This is a genomic window from Spirulina sp. 06S082, assembly GCF_034932145.1.
Lineage (GTDB): Bacteria > Cyanobacteriota > Cyanobacteriia > Cyanobacteriales > Spirulinaceae > CCY15215.
On sequence record NZ_JAYGHV010000004.1, the window covers coordinates 1 to 16,273 of the forward strand.

The 16,273-nt window shown below is 41.5% G+C and carries 17 protein-coding genes; 6 read left to right on the forward strand and 11 right to left on the reverse strand.

Going from position 1 to position 16,273, the window contains the following annotated elements; translation table 11 throughout:
• From VB714_RS00805 to VB714_RS00845, 9 genes are all read right to left on the reverse strand, one after another.
• Window positions 1-281 (reverse strand): SRPBCC family protein (locus VB714_RS00805; RefSeq protein WP_323220194.1); only part of this gene is annotated, 281 nt, incomplete at its 3' end.
• A gap of 58 nt (window positions 282-339) precedes the next feature.
• On the reverse strand, window positions 340-1,776 hold the full coding sequence (zds, locus tag VB714_RS00810; RefSeq protein WP_416309572.1) for a 9,9'-di-cis-zeta-carotene desaturase: 1,437 nt from the start codon (window positions 1,774-1,776) through the stop codon (window positions 340-342).
• Between the two features lie 141 nt (window positions 1,777-1,917).
• On the reverse strand, window positions 1,918-2,265 hold the full coding sequence (locus VB714_RS00815) for a phage tail assembly protein (RefSeq protein ID WP_323220199.1): 348 nt from the start codon (window positions 2,263-2,265) through the stop codon (window positions 1,918-1,920).
• Window positions 2,266-2,335: 70 nt separating this feature from the next.
• The gene (locus VB714_RS00820) at window positions 2,336-2,926 is read right to left on the reverse strand and encodes a phage tail protein (protein ID WP_323220201.1); all 591 of its coding nucleotides are present in this window, start codon (window positions 2,924-2,926) and stop codon (window positions 2,336-2,338) included.
• A 121-nt stretch (window positions 2,927-3,047) separates the two neighbouring features.
• On the reverse strand, window positions 3,048-3,518 hold the full coding sequence (locus tag VB714_RS00825; protein ID WP_323220203.1) for a phage tail protein: 471 nt from the start codon (window positions 3,516-3,518) through the stop codon (window positions 3,048-3,050).
• 59 nt (window positions 3,519-3,577) lie between these two features.
• A complete protein-coding gene (locus VB714_RS00830; protein WP_323220204.1) occupies window positions 3,578-4,063 on the reverse strand; it encodes a phage tail protein in 486 nt (161 codons plus the stop codon).
• A 66-nt stretch (window positions 4,064-4,129) separates the two neighbouring features.
• On the reverse strand, window positions 4,130-4,603 hold the full coding sequence (locus VB714_RS00835; RefSeq protein ID WP_323220206.1) for a phage tail protein: 474 nt from the start codon (window positions 4,601-4,603) through the stop codon (window positions 4,130-4,132).
• A 115-nt stretch (window positions 4,604-4,718) separates the two neighbouring features.
• Window positions 4,719-5,192 (reverse strand): phage tail protein, encoded by a 474-nt coding sequence (locus VB714_RS00840; RefSeq protein ID WP_323220208.1) that lies wholly within the window; start codon window positions 5,190-5,192, stop codon window positions 4,719-4,721.
• A 110-nt stretch (window positions 5,193-5,302) separates the two neighbouring features.
• A complete protein-coding gene (locus VB714_RS00845; RefSeq protein ID WP_323220210.1) occupies window positions 5,303-7,036 on the reverse strand; it encodes a phage tail sheath family protein in 1,734 nt (577 codons plus the stop codon).
• A gap of 287 nt (window positions 7,037-7,323) precedes the next feature.
• Between VB714_RS00845 and VB714_RS00850 the strand changes: the two genes are divergently transcribed.
• Together VB714_RS00850 and VB714_RS00855 are read left to right on the forward strand one after the other, a co-directional pair.
• Window positions 7,324-8,499: a DNA cytosine methyltransferase gene (locus tag VB714_RS00850; protein WP_323220212.1), complete on the forward strand. Its 1,176-nt coding sequence runs from the start codon at window positions 7,324-7,326 to the stop codon at window positions 8,497-8,499.
• Between the two features lie 13 nt (window positions 8,500-8,512).
• The gene (locus VB714_RS00855) at window positions 8,513-9,382 is read left to right on the forward strand and encodes a Bpu10I family restriction endonuclease (protein WP_323220214.1); all 870 of its coding nucleotides are present in this window, start codon (window positions 8,513-8,515) and stop codon (window positions 9,380-9,382) included.
• Between the two features lie 78 nt (window positions 9,383-9,460).
• Here the strand turns inward: VB714_RS00855 and VB714_RS00860 are convergent, their stop codons facing one another.
• On the reverse strand, window positions 9,461-9,925 hold the full coding sequence (locus tag VB714_RS00860) for a peptidase C15 (RefSeq protein WP_323220215.1): 465 nt from the start codon (window positions 9,923-9,925) through the stop codon (window positions 9,461-9,463).
• Between the two features lie 38 nt (window positions 9,926-9,963).
• Window positions 9,964-11,046 (reverse strand): alanine dehydrogenase, encoded by a 1,083-nt coding sequence (gene ald / locus VB714_RS00865; RefSeq protein ID WP_323220216.1) that lies wholly within the window; start codon window positions 11,044-11,046, stop codon window positions 9,964-9,966.
• A gap of 184 nt (window positions 11,047-11,230) precedes the next feature.
• On the opposite strand from ald, the gene VB714_RS00870 reads away from it, so the two are divergent.
• The 4 genes from VB714_RS00870 to VB714_RS00885 all read left to right on the forward strand — a co-directional run bounded on the left by VB714_RS00870 (window position 11,231) and on the right by VB714_RS00885 (window position 16,232).
• Entirely contained in the window at window positions 11,231-12,895 is a 1,665-nt protein-coding gene (locus tag VB714_RS00870) for a DUF3685 domain-containing protein (RefSeq protein WP_323220218.1), read from the forward strand.
• Window positions 12,896-13,061: 166 nt separating this feature from the next.
• A complete protein-coding gene (locus VB714_RS00875; protein ID WP_323220220.1) occupies window positions 13,062-14,831 on the forward strand; it encodes an ABC transporter substrate-binding protein in 1,770 nt (589 codons plus the stop codon).
• Window positions 14,832-14,853: 22 nt separating this feature from the next.
• Window positions 14,854-15,627 (forward strand): nickel pincer cofactor biosynthesis protein LarB, encoded by a 774-nt coding sequence (gene larB / locus VB714_RS00880; protein ID WP_323220222.1) that lies wholly within the window; start codon window positions 14,854-14,856, stop codon window positions 15,625-15,627.
• Window positions 15,628-15,734: 107 nt separating this feature from the next.
• Complete coding sequence (locus VB714_RS00885) at window positions 15,735-16,232, forward strand: DUF4079 domain-containing protein (RefSeq protein WP_323220224.1); 498 nt, start codon at window positions 15,735-15,737, stop codon at window positions 16,230-16,232.
• Window positions 16,233-16,273: the final 41 nt, after the last annotated feature.

The following is a 16,273-nucleotide window of genomic DNA, read 5'->3' on the forward strand; positions in this document are numbered from 1 at the left end:
TCGTAGAAGCGTATCGCCCCACGATTGGGCAATCCATCAACAGATTCCCATTGGATAATCTGATTGGGAACAAGTTTAAGAATACGAGACAACCACGTAAATTCTAAACCAGTTGTTGCTAATTTCCACCGGGAAAGCTCGGGATTGTCTTTTTGAATTGTTACTGAGTCGATCCATTTCATCCAACGAGGCATCTGTTCTAAATCCGACCACAAGCCCCACACTAGATCGATAGGGGCATCCACTTCAATTTGTACGCTATGTTCGAGCCAATCTGTCATTGATTTGATTATTAATTATTGGTTTTTACCTGTTGCCTGTTGCCTTTTGCCTGTTGCCTCATTGTTTAATAGTTTCTAAGATTGCTTTAGCGGCTTTGCGTCCAGAAATGGTGGCTCCCTCCATACTATCGATATAATCTTGCTGAGTGTAACTTCCCGCTAAAAAGAAATTGGCGATCGCGGTCTTTTGATTAGGTCGGTAAGCATCCATCCCCGGCGCTTCTCGATAGAGAGATTGTGCTAATTTAACCACACTATACCAAGTCATATTTAATTCTCGTGCTGAGGGGAACAGTTTTCGCACTTGAGCGAGGACATGATTGGCAATTTCTTCGTTATTCTTCTTAATAAAAGGGTCTCCTGGAGTGAGAACTAACTGCATTAAAGAACCCTGCCCCTCTTTGTAATAATCCCTCGGACTGGTCAGGGCAAGATCGGCAAAACAAGAAAAGTCAGCATCGGCAGTATAAAGAAGGTTATCGAGGCCAGTCGCTTCTTTGAGTTGTCGGCGTTTTTCAGCATTCTTCATTTCCGTTACCCAACCATCAAAACGCAGTTGAACTGTTGCCACGGGAACCGCTTCTAATTTATAAATATTGTCAAATTCCGACCATTTTCGCCAAGATTGAGGCAAGAGGCGTTGAATTCCGGGGACATCACAAGCAGCAACGTAGGCATCTGCGGTAATGGTTTCTTCTGCGTCCCCATTGGCGACAGTAATGCCCGTGACTTGGGGCGCATCTCCTTCGCTATAGTGAATTTCTCGGACGCGACGACGGGTGTAAATTTTAGTGTGACGTGCTTCTAAATAGTCGAGAATGGGTTGGTGTAAGTATTCTTGGGGGGAACCGGCTAACATTCGCAAAACCGAGGCCTCGGTTTTGGCGGCGAAGAATTGGAAAATAGTTAGCATACATCGGGCGGAAATATTTTCTGTATCGATGAATCCTAACGCATAGGCGATGGGGTTCCACATCCGTTTTAAACTGCTATTATTGCCCCCATGTTTGCGAAACCAATCGGCAAAACTAATCGAGTCGAGATTGCGAATTGCTTTCATTGCCCCCTCAAAGTCAATTAAACCGCGTACAATGGGGCTTGTTCCTAGGGCGAAGGAGTTGGCAATTTTATCGATCGCGCTGAGTTGGGAGGTGGTAAAAAAGGCTTTTAAACCGTGGAAAGGGGCACCGGTAAAGAAGCGAAAATCCAGTTCCCCAATGCGTCCACCTTCGTTAATAAAGGTGTGTACGTGGTCTTTGAGGAGTAGGTTATCGATCGCCCCCACTTTCCGCATTAGTTCAAATAGATTGTAGTAGCAGCCGAAAAATACGTGCAGCCCCATTTCCAGGTGATTGCCCTCGGGATCGACCCAACTGCCCACTTTTCCCCCTACAAAAGGGCGAGATTCAAAGATTTCCACCTCGCAACCCGCATCGACTAGATCGATCGCGGTTGCCATTCCTGCTAGTCCTGCGCCAACGATCGCAACCCGCATTCCCTTTATCCTGTTAATTTTTCCTTTACATATTTTAATGGATCGAGGCAAATTGTGGCGATGGCGATCGCAATTCCAGAAAAAAACCACTTTGTTAAACAAGGCGATCGTATCTTTTTTCTCTAAAACCAAGAGAGACAATTAGTCTTCATTCTCTTGATTTTCTGCTAATTTTTGTGGTTCTTCTTCCTCTTCCTCCTCTTCCAATTCGTTGATTTTCCGATAAAACTTTTGTAAATAATTCAAATCTGCCACAAAAAGACCTTCAATAGTTGCAGGGGAAATATTATCTAAAGCACCGAGACGGGTAATCACGCGAGATAAAATAATTGCTGTTGCATACGCGGGATTAGTTTTCACCCGAGGATCGCGCATGGGGACAATTTCATCGATCGCCCTTGCCAAACGCATGACCCCCGTGCGATGAAGATTACCTTCTGTATCTATGTATCCTTTAGGAAGAGAAAATTCAAACTCGGTTTGTATCATTAATTAAGATAATTGGGATGAATTAAAATACTGCGCGATCGCCTTTCTTGAGATTAGATTGAGATTACCTTTACAAACTAAAAAATTGAGCTGATTTATAGGTCAGATCGCTTGCTTCTGCGGAGTATTCACTCGATAGTTCAGTGCGATAAAATTCATCAACCGCTAATTCAAGTTCCTCAATCACAAAATCATTAGTATTCGCATTTAAAGAGCCAATAGTATAACTAATCGGCCAAGCACCCGTGAAGCTATACCGAGCCATTTCAGTTCCCCATTGATTATAAATGACAATATCACCATCGCGATATTGTTCGCTCCATTGTCCTTCCTCTATGGTCTTAAACCAATCCCATAATGTTGTCGTTAATGTTAAACCTCGCTTGAGCGTAATATTCTCACTCTTAGTATTTCCAGGAATTTTGGTTCTCACAACTCGACCATAATTCGTTCCATTCGCCCCCCATTTTTGCGCGGTAACTTCAGCAATTTCAACAACATCATAACTGCGTTTAAATCCCGAGCATTCCGTGAAAAAAGCATCCACAAGTCCAGAAGCATCCACGAGAAGATCGACGTAAAAACGATTGCTAGTTAGGACTTCCGGTAAAGCGTATAGTCCTGTTAATAAAGAGCCTTCTTGAGAATTACTGAGTGTCATAATTGTATGATTTGTTATTTGTTGTTTGTTGTTTATTGTTGCCTGTTGCCTGTTGCCTGTTGCCTGTTTGCCTGTTTGCCTGTTTGCCTGTTGCCTAGCGCATAGCGCTATATTTATGATTTTACGAAATTCGTTTCATTGTCTCATAAGAAAATTCTAGCGTTTCTTCATAAAGACTGGCACTATCAACGGAAAATTGAGAGCATTTGTCACTAACCGGAAAAAGCCCATTCAAATCCCAACGCGCACCTTCACCTCCTCCTTGATCGTAGACGATAATACTTGCAGTTTTCCTTGTTCCACCCAATAATGTTGCTCCTCCAATAAACTTAGACGAATGCGAATTTTTGTACCAATTGTAAAGACTGCTATCCTCTGCCGATCCGACAAAGGCGATCGTGATATTGCTTGTATTAACACCCGTAACTGTAGCCTGCATGAAACTCATCGCATATTTACTTGCTCCATGAGCATTACTGTCATCCGTTGCTTCTAAAGAAGAACCAAGACCGCTTACGCTTTTAATATATAAATCCGAATAAATGCCATCAATATCGACATAAAATCGAGAATTGGCTAAAACTTCTCCCATTGTATCTTGCCTCGCATGAAAAATTTTTTCAAGTAAAAATTCTCTGAAAATAGTAGAGATTAAAAGAAAGAAGCAGGATTGACTCTTTCGATATCTTCACACACAATGTCATAAGTTTCTTTAACGAACTCATTACCATCTGCGGCAAGATCGGAGACAGAATAACTTTGCGGCCAAGCATTCTTAATATTCCATTGTAAAACTGCTTTGTCAGAACTGTTATAAGCCGTTAATGAGCCGCTTTTGCGATACAGTCCCCAATAGCCAGAACCGCCTTCACTGCTTGGCATACACCTTTTATACCATGTATACCAATCCATATCTCCTTTAACCAAATACACCTCAATTGAGATATTGGGGTTATTTTGACGGCCTGCTGTTGATTGCCAGTAATTCATCGTATACTTTGAGGCAGAGAAAGGTTTATCTTGTCCCGATATTTCTCCCTCAAACGTAATTTCTCCCACGCTTGCGACCATTTTTTCCGTTAGTCCATCAAATTCAATATAGAATCGACTGGTGGGAATAGGTTTTAGTTCTGCCATATTTTCCTCCAAATGAGTTATTGGCTACTTTTGAATTTTAAGAAATAGCCAATAATCCATAACCCATTATGCTGTGCGAGACAAGTTTTCGTAAGCAAAATCCAAGGTTTCTTCATAAAGAGCCGCATCTTCTGCTGACAGTGAAGAACCTTTGTAGCTCACGGGAAAAACTCCTGTAAGAACCCAAGTAGCGGCTTCCTCTCCACCTTGGTTGTAGAGAGAAATAGTTCCTGTTTTGCGTTCTCCTTTATTCTCACTTCCTCCCCCCACATATTCAGTAGAGTGAGAGGAATAGTACCAATCGTAAACGCGCTTATCTTCAGCAGTGCCGACAAAAGTAATGGTTAGGTTGGAATTACTAACACCCGTTACCGTTGATTGTACGGCACTTTTTCCGCCCTTGGTGACACCATAAGAAGCATCGGATCCTGCTAACTCAATGGTGGCGCTAATGCCGCTAATGCTCTTAATAATTAGATCGTCGAGTCCGTCGATGCTAATGTAAAACTTGGAACACGCGAGAATTTCTCCGGCTGCCATTGTTTTGCTCCTTGTTAAAAGTAGAAAAAAAAGTAGAAAAATGCGATCGCCAACACGAAACAAGTTTCATGTGCGGGGGGATTATAGAGGAAATTCCTCCCTCTATAAATAGCGTTTAAGTTGTTCTTTTGATATCTTCGCAAACGAGTTCAAAAGTTTCTTTTGCTAAGTCGCTGCCATCGGCAGAAAGGTCGGATAAGCTATAACTCTTCGGCCAAGCATTAGTAATCGTCCATTCTAGAACAACTTCATCGCTGGCATTGAAAGCGGTTAAAGTACCACCTTGGCGGCCTTTCAGTCCAACGCCATCGCCTCCTTCACTTTTGGGAACTATGGATTTAAACCAGTTGTACCAGTCCATATCGCCTTCAACCAAGTAGACTTCGATGGAGAAATCAGGGTTATCAGCAAATCCCGTGGAGGTACTTTGCCACAGGGTTTTTCCTTCTTTACCAGAGGCGATCGGTTTTTCGTGGCCTGCGGTTTTGCCCTCAAAGGACATTTCGCCAACACTGGCGACCATCTTTTCACTTAAATTATCAAAAGCAACGTAGAATCGGCTGGTAGGAATTGGAACTACTTCGGTCATTGTCTTTTAAAGAGTAATAAGTAATGGACAAAAAGTGTGGAAAGAGAAAAGAAAGAAACTTATTGTTAATCATCCTCCCTCTTTCCAACTATCAACTATCAACTATCAACCTAGCCCCCAGGTGCCCACTGACTGATGCGGAAGATGACAAATTCCGCCGGACGTACAGGACATACGCCCACTTCAACGTAAAGACGACCCATCATCATAGTTTCATTGGTGTTGAGTTCGCCGTCGCACTTAACATAGAATGATTCTCCAGGAGAACCGCCTTGCAGGGCTCCCGCACGCCATAATCCTTCCAGGAAGTTATTAACCGTGCGTGTAACTCGCGCCCAGAGATCGCGATCGTTGGGTTCAAAGACGACCCACTGGGTACCGATTTCGATGGATTTCTCAATGTAGCTCATCAAGCGACGAACAGAGATATAACGCCATTGAATATCGGTGGGATCGACTAAGGTACGCGCACCCCAAATCAAATAACCACGATTGTAACTGGCGAAGTTACGAATGCAGTTAATCCCTTTGGGGTTGAGCAGTTCTTGCTCGCGCATATTGGTTTCGTAAGCCAAGCCTAAAACGCCTCTAGGGGTTTCGTTTGCAGGGGCTTTGAAGATACCTCGGCTTTGGTCGGTGCGACACCAAACCCCCATCATGTGACCGCAGGGAGGGACGAAAATGGGGCGGCCTGCGTTGGCGGGGTTGGCGACTTTAATCCAAGGATAGTACAGTGCGCCAAACATAGAGCGGCGGTTGAAAGCTGTCAGCCAAGCGTCAATATCTTGGGGCTTCTGGTTTTCGGGGAGAACAGGATCGTTACCTTTTCCTGGTTTAACTGGTGGTGGATCAAGGACGGCCATGCGATAGGGAGGTCCTGGGAAGGAGTTCTCGCACATACTGACCATCATTTCCATAACCCCGTGTACTTGGTCGAGGTCAAGAATTCCGGTTTGATAAAGGAGCATCAGGTCGGGGAAGGCAACCATCGCGACTTCATCGACTTCAAATAAGCCTTGCATCCCTTTGCGTTCGTTGCGACTGCCAGCAATATCGCGCGTAGCGTTGTCAACGGGAGAGATGTAAGGAGGGGGGGCGATTTCGTAAACACCATTACCGGGTCGTCGCGAGAGTGCTTGTCCGCTTACGGAAATATCGGCAAAGGTCAAATATTCTGATTCTGCTACGGCTGTAACGGCGTAATCGGCTACGGCTGTTTCGACTTCGGGGTTCATGGACAGGTTATCGTATTCCTCGAGAACCTCTTCGCCGAGAACAACTTTCAGATTAAAGTATTGTCCGTCATCAATGGCAGGCTCGGAGTCGTCTTCCGGTGCTTTGGGGGTACTTTCGGAAATAACTACGAGTATTCGTCCCGAATCTCCTGGGGGAAGTGCGGGCGCATCATCACTTTCGGAAGGTTTAATATTCGCACTCAAAGAAGGTTTGCCCCCTGCGGTGAGCAGTTTTGTCGCGACTTCCTCTGCTGGTGGGGGTTCGGCTCCAGGAAGTTTGGTGCCGATGCTAGTGACCCAACAGCGTCCGCCACCGTTAACAAACCAGCCTTGAACGGCAAAGGGGAGGTAAGGATAATAAGTTTGTTCGCTGCCGTCTTCGGCGACTTTTTTATATTCGGTAAATCCATCGGAGTTGGGTTTGCCGAAATATTCGAGATACTGTTCAAAGTTGGTAATCATGATGGGTTTGAACAGTTCGGCATCACCGCGCACGTCTTCGGTGAAGCCGATAAACCCAGCAATACTTAAGCTAATGCCCTCAATTGGGCGACTCCCTCGGTCTACTTCTTCGACGTAGACACCTGGAGCAAAATAATCTAAGGCCATAAGCGGCTGTCCTCCATTAGGATGTTTGAATGCTGAGTTAGATAATATAAGGTCTAGACCGTCTGCGCTCTAGCTTATCCTGAGACGGGCTTCGAGGTTATTAGACTTAAGTCTAAATTCAGTTTGGAGCGCGATCGCATTTCTTAATCTACTGTCTGGGCAAAATCGGCTATTGGTACGGCTGCGGTAATTGGCGATCGCGGGTCTAGTCTAAAATTTCCTCGGTCGCAACAGTGTCGATATTGATATATTAATGAAGTATTTTAACGAGGCTATCTAGAAAATCAATGAAAGTTCTTGACATATTTGCAGGTGCTGGGGGGTTCAGCTTAGGCTTTAAAAATGGTGGCTGCGAAATTATTGGGGCAATTGAAGTAGATACATGGGCTGCTGAAACATTTGCCTTTAATCATCCAGACACAAGAGTTATAAAATCGAATGTTGAAGAAATTGATGATGATACAATCTTAAAAACTTTTCGTACAAGCAAACCGGATATAATTTTGGGGAGTCCACCATGTCAAGGTTTTTCAATCTGTAGTAAGCATAATGGCGATCCTAAAGATCCTCGAAATAGCCTTTTTGAAGAGTTTGTCAGATTTGGAAAAATCCTCAATCCAAAAATTATGATTATGGAAAATGTGCCTAATTTGATCAAAGCTAGAACATCTGAGAAAAAGCTATTAATAGATATTATTAAATCTGAGTTGTCTAAGTATGGATATTTTGTTTATCACAGTATCTTAGAAGCTGTTAATTACGGTGTACCACAAATCAGGAAAAGACTTTTTGTTATTGCATCAAAAAAGGAGCTACATCATCCTTTTCCAAAGCCAACGCATTCACCTACATTAGACGATCTATTTAGTTTCATTCTGAAAAAAACACCAACCTTATGGGAAGCTATATCAGACTTGCCTAATATAGAAGCAAGAGAAGGTGCTGAAGTCATGGATTATACATCAGAGCCTCTCAATGAGTTTCAGAAAAAAATTAGAAATAAAAGCGATAAAGTATACAATCATTTAGCAATGAAGCACGCAAAAAGAACAGTTGAAAGATTTAAATCTATGGAATGGGGGCAATCAAGTGCCGATGTACTTGAACATTTAAAACCCTATAAAAGAAATTCTAATGGTATTCTATCAGAAAAAGTTTACGACCAAAATAATCGCAGGATGCACCCTGATAAGCCATGTCATACAATACCTGCGTCCTTCTATGCTAATTTTGTTCATCCATATCGTCATAGAAATTTTACTGCTAGGGAAGGTGCAAGAATTCAAACATTTCCTGATACATATATGTTCAAAGGCAAACCAACAGTTGTTAGTCATAAATTATTGGAAAGGGAGGGTCGATTTGATGAAAAATATTTATGTCAATACAACCAAATAGGAAATGCAGTGCCACCATTATTAGCTGAAGCAATAGCTCGAAACTTACTCAAACAAATACAATAAAGGTAATTGGTAAATGTTGGTACATGGAAACAATCTTGAACAAAAAGAAAATCATCGAACAAAATATAGAGATGAGGAGGCTAGAAAATATTTGATCGAGATACGTCAAAGATATAACCAGTGGAAAATAGATAATGAGAAGCTAATCGGTCCAACTAAAGAATATATTGACAAAGATGAGTCAATAATCTCCAAAAGAGTTGAATTATTAAACAACTACAAGGACTTTCTTGATCAACAACATTACGCTGAGAAATTTGATTCTCGATCAAATTTACACTCTACTGTATTGGAAGAGTTTATGTATTATCTATTTCGTGATTTGGTTGCTAGTATTTCAGAAAATGCGTTGATAGGAAAATCACACTCATTCAAAGACATATTTTTTAGAGCGCCAAACTATGAAGAAATGGTTAAATCGCCACACGCATTAATTGAAATAAAAGATCATGATTTTTCAATTGGCTGTAGTATTTTAGCATCTATGAAATGTCAAGGAGCAGAAGAAGCAGACGTTTATAGTTGGGATATACCTGCTGTGGCAATTGAATGCAAAACATATTTAGACAAAACGATGTTACAAGATGTTTCTACTGCTGCCGATCAGTTAAAACAAAAACAACCCAATGCAATGTATTTTGTTGTAGCTGAATGGCTAAAACTTACTGAATCTGTAAATCTTAAAAAATATAAAGTCGATCAAATTTACGTTCTAAGAAAGCAGAAGAATACAGATCGAGAGTTTCGCTATAAGGAAGAGTATAGAAAAAACCCTATTTATGATGATGTTGTTTTACACTTATTTGAGACGGTGAGAGAATTTTTAACGAAAGATTGGGAAGGTGGTATCACTCATGGACTTAGTAGAGGATATTTAATTTAACAAGTATCCTGAAATAGGATTTTGCTGCTTTCTATAAATTTTAGCGATCGCCTGAATCTAGAATGGTTAGTTTTAGGATTAAATCAGCGATAAAATATTTTTAAAATCAGCAAAAATCTCTCTCTCATTGGTTTTAGTTAAAATAGGAACATGAACGAATAAGCACTGACAAGAAGAGTGCGAAGATTGCAGATAATTGAGAATTTCAAAATATAACCCTTCGCAAACAAATTGTCCTGCATCGTGACTTATTTCTGTGGTTTTGAGTTGAGAGACTAAATTAGGCAGATCGATCGCGGTTTTTAAAAACTCTTTTCCCTTGCGAGCATTGGACTCTACTGTAAGTATACTGCGTGATTCCGCCATCCCACAACAAATAATGCGATCGCATTTTACCTCTTGTAGTAGTGCGATCGCTTTTTGACTTGCTTTTTGAGTATCAACGGGTAATTGTCGCAGAAAGATTAACTCCAAATCAGTAAAATTTTCCTCTTGAATTCCCGCGAGGAGATCGTCAGAAGAATTAGAATGTTGATGAGACATCCAGGTTTGAAATGAAGTTAAAAGAATCTTTTTCATATTTACAAATCGGGAAACACTTCTTGCACTGCGGGATGAACGATCTGGTTATGTTTAATATTAACCCCCAAAGCTAACGCAGAGTCCATTGTCACCGCTTCTAACCCATAATTTGCCAATTTGACGGCATAGGGTAGCGTACTATTATTCAGAGCCTGGGTTGCCGTCCAAGGCACCGCACCGGGCATATTAGGAATACCCACATGAACCACTCCTTCTTCTATATAAGTGGGATTAGTGTGAGAAGTTGGGCGCAAAGTTTCGATACAACCGCCCTGATCTACTGCTACATCGACGATAACCGACCCCGATCGCATCTGAGCGACTAAACTGCGAGAAACCAATGTGGGTGGGCGTTTTCCTAAGATCAATACGGCACCGATGAGCAAATCGGTATCCTTGACGGCTTCTTCAATATGTGCGGGACTGCTATAGAGTAACTCGACTCGCGACCCAAATAGACTCTCTAAATAATTCAAACGTTCTACATTAATATCGATAATGCTCACTTGCGCCCCCAAACCGACGGCCACCCGTGCTGCTTCGGTCCCCACAACTCCACCCCCGAGAATCGTGACGCGACCCGATCGCACTCCCGGAATGCCCCCTAAAAGGACTCCTCGCCCCCCTTGTTGCTTCTCGAGGTAGCGGGAGCCAAATTGTGTCGCCAACCGCCCGGCAATGACGCTCATGGGGGCAAGGAGGGGCAATTGACCATTGGCGAGTTCTACGGTTTCATAGGCAATAGCGATAACCCCCGATTTCATTAAGGCTTCTGTGAGTTGGCGATCGGCGGCTAAATGGAGATAAGTAAATAAAATCTGGTCTTTTTGTAAGAATTTATATTCTGAGGGGAGAGGTTCTTTCACTTTAACCACCATTTTCCGCTCCCATGCTTCCGCAGCCGTTGCGACGATCGCCCCTCCTGCTTTTTTATAGTCTTCATCGCTAAACCCCGATCCCTGTCCTGCTTGGGTTTCCACGAAAACACGATGATCTTGTCCGCATAATACCCGGACGCTACTCGGACTCAAACCGACGCGAAACTCTTGGTCTTTAATTTCTTTGGGAATACCAATATCCATAATTTTTCTCCAGATTCGCGTTTCTTGTTAAGATGATGCACCCATAACGGGGAAGTTACTTTACTTTACTTTACATTATGCCCGCGATCGCCCCCATATCTTCAAATTACTCCCAAAAAAAATTGCCGAATTGAGGATGAATCACTGATAATGAATAACTGATAATTCATAATTGTTCATTAGGATGAGCGATCGCAACTTTCAAATTCTGCTCATTGACGACGATCCCATCTTTTCCTTGGGTCTAGCAACTGCTTTGGTAACATTGAAGGATTTCCAAATCTGCGATCGCGTCAATACTGCAAGTGCTTTGGCCACATTGGCCACATTAAAGGAAAGAGAAAATTTAATTGCGATCGCGGATATTCCCTCTGTATCCAAAGTTACCAATTCCTTACATTTTTTCCAGCAACTGAAGAAAAATTATCCCGATCTTCCCGTCCTTTTGTTGACGGCAATCAGGGAAACTCGTCTCTTAAAATCAATTCGGACTTTAGGGATTGAAGGATATTGCCCCAAAGGCACAAATATTGAAGAATTAGCCTCAGTTCTTCAGCAAATTATAGCAGGGAATACCCCTTGGCCGGAACAAACTGCAATTACCCAACAAGGTCTCGATTTACAATTATCTGTTCCTAATTCTCCCCCCCAATGGTTATTGAATTTACGGCGATCGGGGTTGTCGCAAATTAAAGATAGTTTGCTGAAAATCGAGAAGCAGTTAGAAAACCAAGATTTACCTAGCTTTGATTGGTTATATTGGCAAGGTCGTCAACGAGAATTAAAAGTGGCGCGATCGCTGATAGATCGTTTACTTCCTGTGGAAGTTATTCTCATTTCTTCCTCAGAGAAAGAGTCTCCCCAAACTTCTCTTCCTATCCCTTCTTCCTCTAGCGAATTAGTTGCGATTCCTTCTCCCTTGGAAAACCTTTTGAGCAAAATTCAATTAGGGGTGAGAAATCAAACACCATTAACCTTAGAATTAGATATTTTAAAACAGAATAAACGGCAAGAATTACTCTATTTAACAGTTCGACAATTACAAGCAGTTTTAGAAGACCTACAAGGGTTAAAAGTCACTCGTGTAGAATTAGAATCAAGAATAGATATCTTTGTTGGGGAAGTTTGGCAAAAAACAACCCTTGAATTTTTCTCTAAATACTATGCTCAAGAAAAAGCCAGTATTTCTATTGTCGAATTAATCCAGCAAAACTCTCTGGCGATCGCCAACAATCAAATTCAGAAAATTCCTTGCGTCCTAGAACTTTTAAGTTACTTACTTTATGATAGTTCTATTGCTATCGATAATGTTACTTATCGCCACAATTCTCCAGAAGCAAAAGCAAGAATAGAAGATTTGTTGGACAATTTTACCATTCAAATTGCCAAAAGAACAATACAATTTCTACTCAATCAATTTCCTGAAGATGAAACCATCAAATATAATCTCTACGATCGCAAATTTATCTCCTCGCGAGAAATTGCCCGCTTGCGAAATGAACTCTCTTGGCAGTTTCGTCAAGATCGCTATTTTCTGGAACCCAAAGCAATTTTTGAGAGTCGCTATCGCTTGTTTGTCCTGAAGGGAAGTATAATTCAAACGAAGTCCATTTCAGCATCCCGTTTGCCAGATTTAGAAACCTTGCGAGGGATTCCTTTTTTTGTTACCTTAGCATTAGAAACTCGAGATGCCCTTGCCCCAAGGGTTCGAGCCATTATTGCCTTTCTAGGTCGTGGTGTCGTCTATGTTTTAACCCAGGTTATTGGCAAGGCGATCGGTTTAATTGGTCAAGGAATTGTGCAAGGTTTGGGGAATGTCGTCCAAGAAACTCGTTACAGAAAGAAGTAAAATCAACTATACTCCCTATATACCTTCTCGCTCTCAACTATCAACTGTCAACTATCAACTATCAACTATCAACTATCAACTATCAACTATCAACTATCAACTATCAACTATCAACTGTCAACTATCACCCTATCAACTATCAACTGTTACCCTATCAACTATTAATATGAGTTTAAGTCGGATTTGGAAACCGGGATTATTTGTTGTTATGGTTATTCTGGCGATCGCCTTATTGGGTCGCAGCGTTTTGACCCGTAGCAGCAATGCTAACGCTATCCCACAATTAGTTTTTGTCAGTCCTAGCGATCCTTCTACTTTTAATACTCCTCTCAATCAATCTGCTTTTAATATTTTTGGCTTTATTAATGAGGGCTTACTAACACAAAATGGAATCACCACAGAATTAGAACCTGCATTAGCAGAATCTTGGAAAATTTCTGAAGATAAGCTGAAAATTGTCTTTACCCTGCGAGAAGGATTGCAATGGTCTGACGGTCATCCTCTCACCGCCGATGATGTAGAATTCTCCTATAATGATATCTATTTAAACGAAAAAGTCCCTACCGGTATTCGGGATATTTTGCGTGTTGGTGATGGCTATCCTTCTGTCCGCAAAATTGACGATCTTCATGTTGAATTTACCGTTCCCGAACCCTTTGCACCCTTTTTACGCTATGCTGGTGGCATTTCTATTCTCCCCAAACACGCCTTACAAAAAGCAGTAGAAACCACCGATGAACAAGGAGATTTAGTTTTATTAACAACTTGGGGAACCGATACCGATCCTCGAGAAATTATCGGGGCTGGCTATTATCGCATGACGGATTATGTTCCAGGACAACGTGTTATTTTAGAACGCAATCCTTACTACTGGCGCAAAGATAAAACAGGACAATCTCAGCCTTATATCGAACGAGTTGTCCTACAAATTATTGAATCTGATGAAACACAATCGATTGCTTTTCGTTCGGGAGAATTAGATAGTTTAGATGTCAAACCGGAAGCATTTGGCTTGCTGAAAAAAGAGGAAAAAAAAGGAAAATATACGATTTATAATGGCGGTCCCTCTGCGGAAAGTCGCTTTCTCAGTTTTAATCTTAGCAAGGCAAAAAACGAAAAAGGTATTCCCTTTGTCGATCCTATCAAGTCTAAATGGTTTAACGATGTTCGTTTTCGACAAGCCCTTGCTTATGGGATCAATCGCGATCGCATGAAAAATAATATTTATCGGGGTTTAGGGGCAGTACAACACTCTCCTATTGGTGTATCGAGTCCTTACTATTTATCCCCAGAAGAAGGGCTAAAAACTTATGATTACAACCCTCAGAAAGCTAAAGATTTATTCCTAGAAATGGGATTTCAATACAAAGAGGACGGGCAATTATTTGATGCAGATAATCATCCTATTCGCTTTAATTTATTAGTCAAATCGGAAGAAAAAACGCGGGTTGATGCTGCCGTCCAAATTCAACAGGATTTAAAGGCGATCGGTATTCAAGCAGATTTACAGGTTCTCAACTTTAACACAGTCTTAAAACACCTTCAAGGTCGGGATTGGGATGCTTATGTCGGTGGTTTTGGTGGTGGTGGTGTTGAGCCTCATAGTAGTTTTAATATTTGGTATAGTGGTGGTTCTTTGCATCAATTCAATCAAGGACCTTATCCTTGGGAAAAATCCCTGCAAGGATGGGAAATCTCTGACTGGGAAAAAGAAATCGATCTCCTTTTTCAAGAAGGTGCAAGAGAGTTAGATGAGTCAAAACGTCGCGAAATTTATGGAGATTTCCAGAAAGTCGTTGCAGAAAATGTTCCCTTTTTATACTTAGTGAATGCTTTATCCTTAGAAGCCGTCCGCGATCGCATTGAGAATATTAAGTTTACTTCCTTTGGGGGAGCATTTTGGAACTTGTATGAATTGAAGGTTGAAGAAGACTAAACACCATGACAACAGAAAATTTATGGAAACATTACAAACAATCTTAGAAGCAGTTTCATCGGGATATATAACCCCAGAAACTGCCCGTAGTAAAATCAAAGCAATGGGTTATGAATCTGTGGCAGAATTTGCCAAAATAGACCATCAGCGTCAAGGACGGACAGGATTTCCAGAAGTGATCTGGGGACAGGATAAAACCTCAGAACAAATTGCTCAAATTATGGAAGTAATGAGCAAGCATCAATCGGTAATTATGGCAACCCGCGTGGAGGTTAAAATTTATGAAGAAATCAAACAAATAATTCCCAATCTCCGCTATTATCCTATTGCCAGAATTTGTGCTTTAGGCAATCCTAAATCTCAGGAAATATTTGGAAAAATCACCATTTTAACTGCCGGAACATCAGATTTACCTGTTGCAGAAGAAGCAGCGATAACAGGGGAGTTAATGGGGTTTCCCGTGCAACGTCTTTGGGATGTTGGAGTGTCAGGAGTTCATCGCCTTTTAAATAATCGTCATCTTCTGGATGAAGCGGATGTTTTAATTGTTGTTGCGGGAATGGAAGGTGCATTGCCAAGTGTTGTGGGAGGATTGGCAAATTGCCCTGTAATTGGCGTTCCCACCAGTATAGGTTATGGTGCCAGTTTTGGCGGTCTTTCTGCTTTATTAGCGATGTTAAATTCTTGTGCTGCGGGCTTAGGTGTTGTTAATATTGATAATGGGTTTGGTGCGGCAATTTTAGCTGGACAAATTTTACGGACGGCAGCCCGAATTGCTGCAAAATCTAAGTTATAATTTAAGCTAATCGAAGCTGAATTAAAACTCTACAAATTACGCGATCGCAAAATATTGCTCAATGTCCCGTTATCTTTTAAAATGATTCAAGACTTGAGATGAGGACAATGGTGATGGAAGCTGTACGAGCAATTTTAATCTCCTATTTAGAGCCGATCGCAGCCTGGTTTCGCACTCTAGGCTTTCCCGAACCCATTATCCATTGGGGACACCCATTGATGATGGGTATTGTTATTTTTGTTTTAGGTAGTTTTACCGCTTGGGTAGGTTGGCAAGGACGCATTTCCCAAGACACAGAAATCTCAATCAAAAATCGGCGATCGCATCGAAAACTTGCCCCGTGGTTATTCTTATTTATTAGTTTGGGTTACACGGGAGGTGTTTTATCTTTGGTCATGCAAGAACAGTCTATTTTTGAGAGTCCTCATTTCTGGACGGGTTCCCTTGTCGTCTTTTTATTAGCACTGAATGGATTCATTTCGGCGACTAAATTTGGTGGCAATAAAGAAGCCTTAAAAACAACTCATGCTTATTTGGGAAGTTTTGCGGTACTAATCATGTTTATTCATGCTTTTCTTGGTTTAAGTTTGGGACTTTCCATTTAACTTTTTAGCTATTAAATACTCACCCACTTAGAAAAATAAGC

Bases quoted from the DNA above. Each gene is read 5' to 3' on its own strand.
- zds (WP_416309572.1), bottom strand. From the start codon at position 1,776: ATGCGGGTTGCGATCGTTGGCGCAGGACTAGCAGGAATGGCAACCGCG.
- VB714_RS00815 (WP_323220199.1), bottom strand. From the start codon at position 2,265: ATGATACAAACCGAGTTTGAATTTTCTCTTCCTAAAGGATACATAGAT.
- VB714_RS00820 (WP_323220201.1), bottom strand. From the start codon at position 2,926: ATGACACTCAGTAATTCTCAAGAAGGCTCTTTATTAACAGGACTATAC.
- VB714_RS00825 (WP_323220203.1), bottom strand. From the start codon at position 3,518: ATGGGAGAAGTTTTAGCCAATTCTCGATTTTATGTCGATATTGATGGC.
- VB714_RS00830 (WP_323220204.1), bottom strand. From the start codon at position 4,063: ATGGCAGAACTAAAACCTATTCCCACCAGTCGATTCTATATTGAATTT.
- VB714_RS00835 (WP_323220206.1), bottom strand. From the start codon at position 4,603: ATGGCAGCCGGAGAAATTCTCGCGTGTTCCAAGTTTTACATTAGCATC.
- VB714_RS00840 (WP_323220208.1), bottom strand. From the start codon at position 5,192: ATGACCGAAGTAGTTCCAATTCCTACCAGCCGATTCTACGTTGCTTTT.
- VB714_RS00845 (WP_323220210.1), bottom strand. From the start codon at position 7,036: ATGGCCTTAGATTATTTTGCTCCAGGTGTCTACGTCGAAGAAGTAGAC.
- VB714_RS00850 (WP_323220212.1), top strand. From the start codon at position 7,324: ATGAAAGTTCTTGACATATTTGCAGGTGCTGGGGGGTTCAGCTTAGGC.
- VB714_RS00855 (WP_323220214.1), top strand. From the start codon at position 8,513: ATGTTGGTACATGGAAACAATCTTGAACAAAAAGAAAATCATCGAACA.
- VB714_RS00860 (WP_323220215.1), bottom strand. From the start codon at position 9,925: ATGTCTCATCAACATTCTAATTCTTCTGACGATCTCCTCGCGGGAATT.
- ald (WP_323220216.1), bottom strand. From the start codon at position 11,046: ATGGATATTGGTATTCCCAAAGAAATTAAAGACCAAGAGTTTCGCGTC.
- VB714_RS00870 (WP_323220218.1), top strand. From the start codon at position 11,231: ATGAGCGATCGCAACTTTCAAATTCTGCTCATTGACGACGATCCCATC.
- VB714_RS00875 (WP_323220220.1), top strand. From the start codon at position 13,062: ATGAGTTTAAGTCGGATTTGGAAACCGGGATTATTTGTTGTTATGGTT.
- larB (WP_323220222.1), top strand. From the start codon at position 14,854: ATGGAAACATTACAAACAATCTTAGAAGCAGTTTCATCGGGATATATA.
- VB714_RS00885 (WP_323220224.1), top strand. From the start codon at position 15,735: ATGGTGATGGAAGCTGTACGAGCAATTTTAATCTCCTATTTAGAGCCG.